Raw genomic sequence first — 4,411 nt, 5'->3', positions numbered from 1 at the left:
GCGCGCGCTGCGGGGCGCGGGCCGGCAGCGGCCCGCCGCGGGCGGCGGTGATGGCGGCGAGCGCGCCGAGCAGGATCCCGGCGAGGCCGGGCAGGGCGTTGTTCGGGAACGGCATCGGCTGCAGCGCGCTCACCTGGTAGGAGATCAGGATGACGCCGACCAGCAGGCCGCCGAGGGCCGCGCCGACGTCGATCCGCCAGACCGCGCCGCCGTGCCCGGCGCGGCGCAGCGGGGAGCGGGACGCCACGGCCAGCAGCCACGCCGCGAGCACCTGCCCGACGACCACCACCGGGACGACCTCGATGCCGGTGACCGCGTACGTCCCGGCGATCGCCGCCGCGCCGACGCCGAGCACCGTCCCGCCGAGCACCGCGACACCGCCCGGCACCGCCCGCACGGCCAGCCCGGACGCCAGGAACGCCAGCGCCAGGCCCTGCCCGACCACGACGATCACGTGCGCGATGGTCAGCGACCGCCAGCCGGACGAGGCGACGAACGCGGGGCTGGACAGCACCAGCACCTGCAGCGCCATGAACGGCCCGAACGCCGCCGCGCCCAGCGCGTCGCGCCAGGACACGCCGGGCGCCTCGACCGCGCCCGACGCCAGCTCGCGGTAGAGCGCGAGCCCGCCGAGCGCCACGAACACCAGGCACACCAGCCACGGCCCGATCCCGGACCTCCACACCGGGTCCCAGGTGGCGAACGCGACGCGGACGGCCGTGTCGACCGCCAGGCCCGCGACCGCGGCGGTCGCGAACCCGACGCCGGACAGGCCGCGCGCGCCCTCGTACAGGGCGGTGACGGCGAGCGCGCCGACCGCGACGCCGACCAGCGCCAGCCAGGTCTGCGGGGTGAGCGCCTGCGCGAGCAGCCGCACCAGCAGCAGCGCGCCCACGCCGGTCGCCAGCAGTCCGCTCGGCCCGGCCGCGCGCCGCACCAGCGGCGCGAGGAACCCGGCGAGGAAGACCGCCAGCACGACCGGCGCGGCCACGGCCGCGCCCGCCTCGTCGGCGAAGTGGTTGAGCTGGGGCAGCGCGAACCGGAAGGTCTGGGCGAGGACGGCGGTGGTGACGCCGATCAGCGCGAGCCGCGCCGGCCCCTGCGGGACCATCGACGGCCCGTGCGCGGAGCCTCCGGCGCGGTGTCCTGCGGTGCTGCCTGCGTTGGTCGAGGCGTCTGTACTGGCCAATGGAACAGATGCTCCCGGGGACGAGCTGGGTACGGGCGGACGGGGCGCGGGAGGGCCGCGGTTCCCGCGGCACGGCGGCGCGGATACCCGCGCGGGTGGCGCGCCGTCGCTCCCCTCCCGGAGACGACCAGTGTCCCAGACACGCGCGCCCGCTCGCGACGTGAGACCCGGCGAACCCCGGCCCACCGGTCCGTCGGGACGCGGGGCCTCCAGGGACTGGGGGACTCTGGGGGGCTCGGGACTCCGGGGGCTCGCGGAACCTCCAGGGCCTCCGAGGGCTCCGAGGCCTCTGGCGGCTCCGGGGGCCGAAGACTTCAGGGTTCCGGGGGCACCAGTGCCTCCGGGCATGAAAAAAACCGCGGCCGGAGGGATCGTGTGGATCCCTCCGGCCGCGGTCAGGCGGTCACCCGGGGCCGCCGGGGCCCCTGGCGGTCAGTGCCTCACTGGCCGCCGGACAGCTTCTCGCGCAGGGCCGCGAGGGCCTCGTCGGTCGCGAGCGCGCCACCGGTCGTCTCGGACTCGGCGCCGCCGCTGTAGGAGGTCTCGCCGGACGGCGCCGGGGCGCCCTCCGCCTCGGCCTCGGCCTTGCGGGCCTCCTCGATCTGCTTGCGGTGCGCGTCGAACCGGGCGCGGGCCTCGGCGTACTGGCGCTCCCAGGTCTCACGCTGGGTGTCGTAGCCCTCGAGCCACTCGCCGGTCTCGGCGTCGAAGCCCTCGGGGTACTTGTAGTTGCCCTGCTCGTCGTACTCGGCGGGCATGCCGTAGAGGGTGGGGTCGAAGTCCTCTTCCTCCATGGCCGCGGCGCCCTCGTTGGCCTGCTTGAGCGACAGGCTGATGCGGCGCCGGTCGAGGTCGATGTCGATGATCTTCACGAAGATCTCGTCGCCGACCTGGACGACCTGCTCGGGGATCTCCACGTGGCGCTCGGCCAGCTCGGAGATGTGGACCAGGCCCTCGATGCCCTCCTCGACCCGGACGAACGCGCCGAACGGCACCAGCTTGGTGACGCGGCCCGGAACGACCTGGCCGATCTGGTGGGTGCGGGCGAACTGCTGCCACGGGTCTTCCTGGGTCGCCTTGAGCGACAGGGAGACGCGCTCGCGCTCCATGTCGACGTCCAGGACCTCGACCGTGACCTCCTGGCCGACCTCGACGACCTCGGAGGGGTGGTCGATGTGCTTCCAGGACAGCTCGGAGACGTGCACCAGGCCGTCGACGCCGCCGAGGTCGACGAACGCGCCGAAGTTGACGATCGACGAGACCACGCCCTTGCGGACCTGGCCCTTCTGGAGCGTGTTGAGGAAGGTCTGGCGGACCTCGGACTGGGTCTGCTCGAGCCAGGCGCGGCGGGACAGGACCACGTTGTTGCGGTTCTTGTCCAGCTCGATGATCTTGGCCTCGAGCTCGCGGCCCACGTAGGGCTGGAGGTCGCGGACGCGGCGCATCTCGACGAGCGACGCGGGCAGGAAGCCGCGCAGGCCGATGTCGAGGATGAGGCCGCCCTTGACGACCTCGATGACCGTTCCGGTGACGATGCCGTCCTCGTCCTTGATCTTCTCGATCGTGCCCCAGGCGCGCTCGTACTGGGCGCGCTTCTTGGACAGGATCAGGCGACCCTCCTTGTCCTCCTTCTGGAGGACGAGGGCCTCGACGTGGTCTCCGACGGCGACGACCTCGTTGGGGTCGACGTCGTGCTTGATGGAGAGCTCACGGGACGGGATGACACCTTCGGTCTTGTAGCCGATGTCGAGGAGGACTTCATCCCGATCGACCTTGACAACGGTGCCTTCGACGATGTCGCCGTCGTTGAAGTACTTGATGGTCTCGTCGATCGCGGCGAGGAACGCTTCCTCGGACCCGATGTCGTTGACCGCTACCTGCGGGGTGGTCGAGGTGGCCTCGGTGCTGCTCGTCATGTGTCGGCTGACTCCGGATACGGACATTGAGAGGTGTCAATACACGCGCGGAGGGCTCTTTTCCGCCCTGCCGAGGACCGGAGGAGACCCGGGCTCCGAGGAACCCGTCTCGCGAGAGAACCGATGTCGACGACCTGACCGAGCGCGAGCCTGCTCCGTCCGAAGCCGCACAAGCCCACAGCGCAGCGATCAGAATATGGGACCTTGCCGCTCAGGTCAATCGCGACGGCGGCCCCCACCTGCTCACCGGGCGGGGACCCGGCCCTGGCCGGCCCGCCCGGCCGCGCCGGAAGGCCCCTGGGGGCAGGCCATCCGGGCCGATCAGTACGCGCGGGCGTAGGGACGGAACGGCTTCGCCAGTCGCTTCTCGAACGCGCGGGGGAAGGTCACGGTTCCCGGATCGCCGTCGGAGGTGTAGCGCTCCCGGGGGTGGTCGTCGAGCCAGTCCAGCCAGGCGGTGGAGCAGAACGTCCGGCAGTCGTTCTCGGCGATCTTGCCCTCGGACCGGATGCGGGTGGCCGCCCAGCGGTCGAACACCTTGTCGAACGGCGACTCCGACGGCTTCCACCCGGCGAGGAAGACGATCTGGAAGGAGTACCGGCCGTCCTCGCGCTGCGCCCACGCGCGGTTGTGCGGGATCGACCCGAACGGGTAGGCGAAGGTCGTGGTGTGCCGGCCGGTGAGGGCGACTAGTTTGTCCTCCATCCCGGCGATCTCCTTCTGGACGCCCGCCTTGCTCAGCGTCCGCAGGTCAGGATGGGAGACGGTGTGGTTGGCGACCTCGAACCCGTTGGCGATGAGCCAGCGCAGGCCCTCGGCCGAGCGCGCCCCGAGGCCGAACAGGTCCTCGTTGCAGTAGAACGTGGCGACCGGCCGGAACCCTGGGTGCTCGCGGGCGACCTGCTGGATGATCGCCACCGCGGTGTCGGGGGCCGGACCGCCCCGGGCGTCCAGCGAGAACTGGCCGGGGGTGCTGTCGTCGAACGTCAGCACGACCGGGTGCTTGCCGAGCGGCACGTCCAGCCGTCCGGACGCGAACTCGGCGGCGGTGACCGGGTAGTAGCCCGAGGTCGCCAGCCGCGTCAGCTCGGCGTACAGCTCCTTGGTGGAGCGGTCGAGCGACGCCTCGGGGTGCTTCATGATCCGGTGGTACATGAACACCGGGACCTGCCCCAGCTCGTTGGCCTTGGCCTGGACGGCCGCGGGCGCCGCGGGCGGGACCGCCCCGGCGGTCGGCGTCGCGGACGGCGTGCCGGGGGTGCTCGGGGTCCCCGTGGGGGCGGCCGAGGGGGTCGGCGCGGCCGTG

The 4,411-nt window shown here is 72.6% G+C and carries 2 protein-coding genes and 1 pseudogene; all 3 read right to left on the bottom strand.

The window, feature by feature from the left end; translation table 11 throughout:
* Positions 1 to 1,111 (bottom strand): annotated as a pseudogene (locus DZF91_RS27700) (endonuclease/exonuclease/phosphatase family protein); the annotation flags it as partial.
* A 518-nt stretch (positions 1,112 to 1,629) separates the two neighbouring features.
* Positions 1,630 to 3,105, bottom strand: a complete 1,476-nt coding sequence (rpsA, locus tag DZF91_RS27695; RefSeq protein ID WP_117360079.1) for a 30S ribosomal protein S1 — start codon at positions 3,103 to 3,105, stop codon at positions 1,630 to 1,632.
* 321 nt (positions 3,106 to 3,426) lie between these two features.
* Positions 3,427 to 4,411: polysaccharide deacetylase family protein (locus tag DZF91_RS27690; RefSeq protein ID WP_117360078.1), on the bottom strand; the 985-nt coding region annotated here is incomplete at its 5' end.

It is taken from the genome of Actinomadura logoneensis, assembly GCF_003428695.1.
Lineage (GTDB): Bacteria > Actinomycetota > Actinomycetes > Streptosporangiales > Streptosporangiaceae > Spirillospora > Spirillospora logoneensis.
Note: the sequence above shows the minus strand (reverse complement) of the source record. Positions and strands in the feature narration are given on the sequence as shown.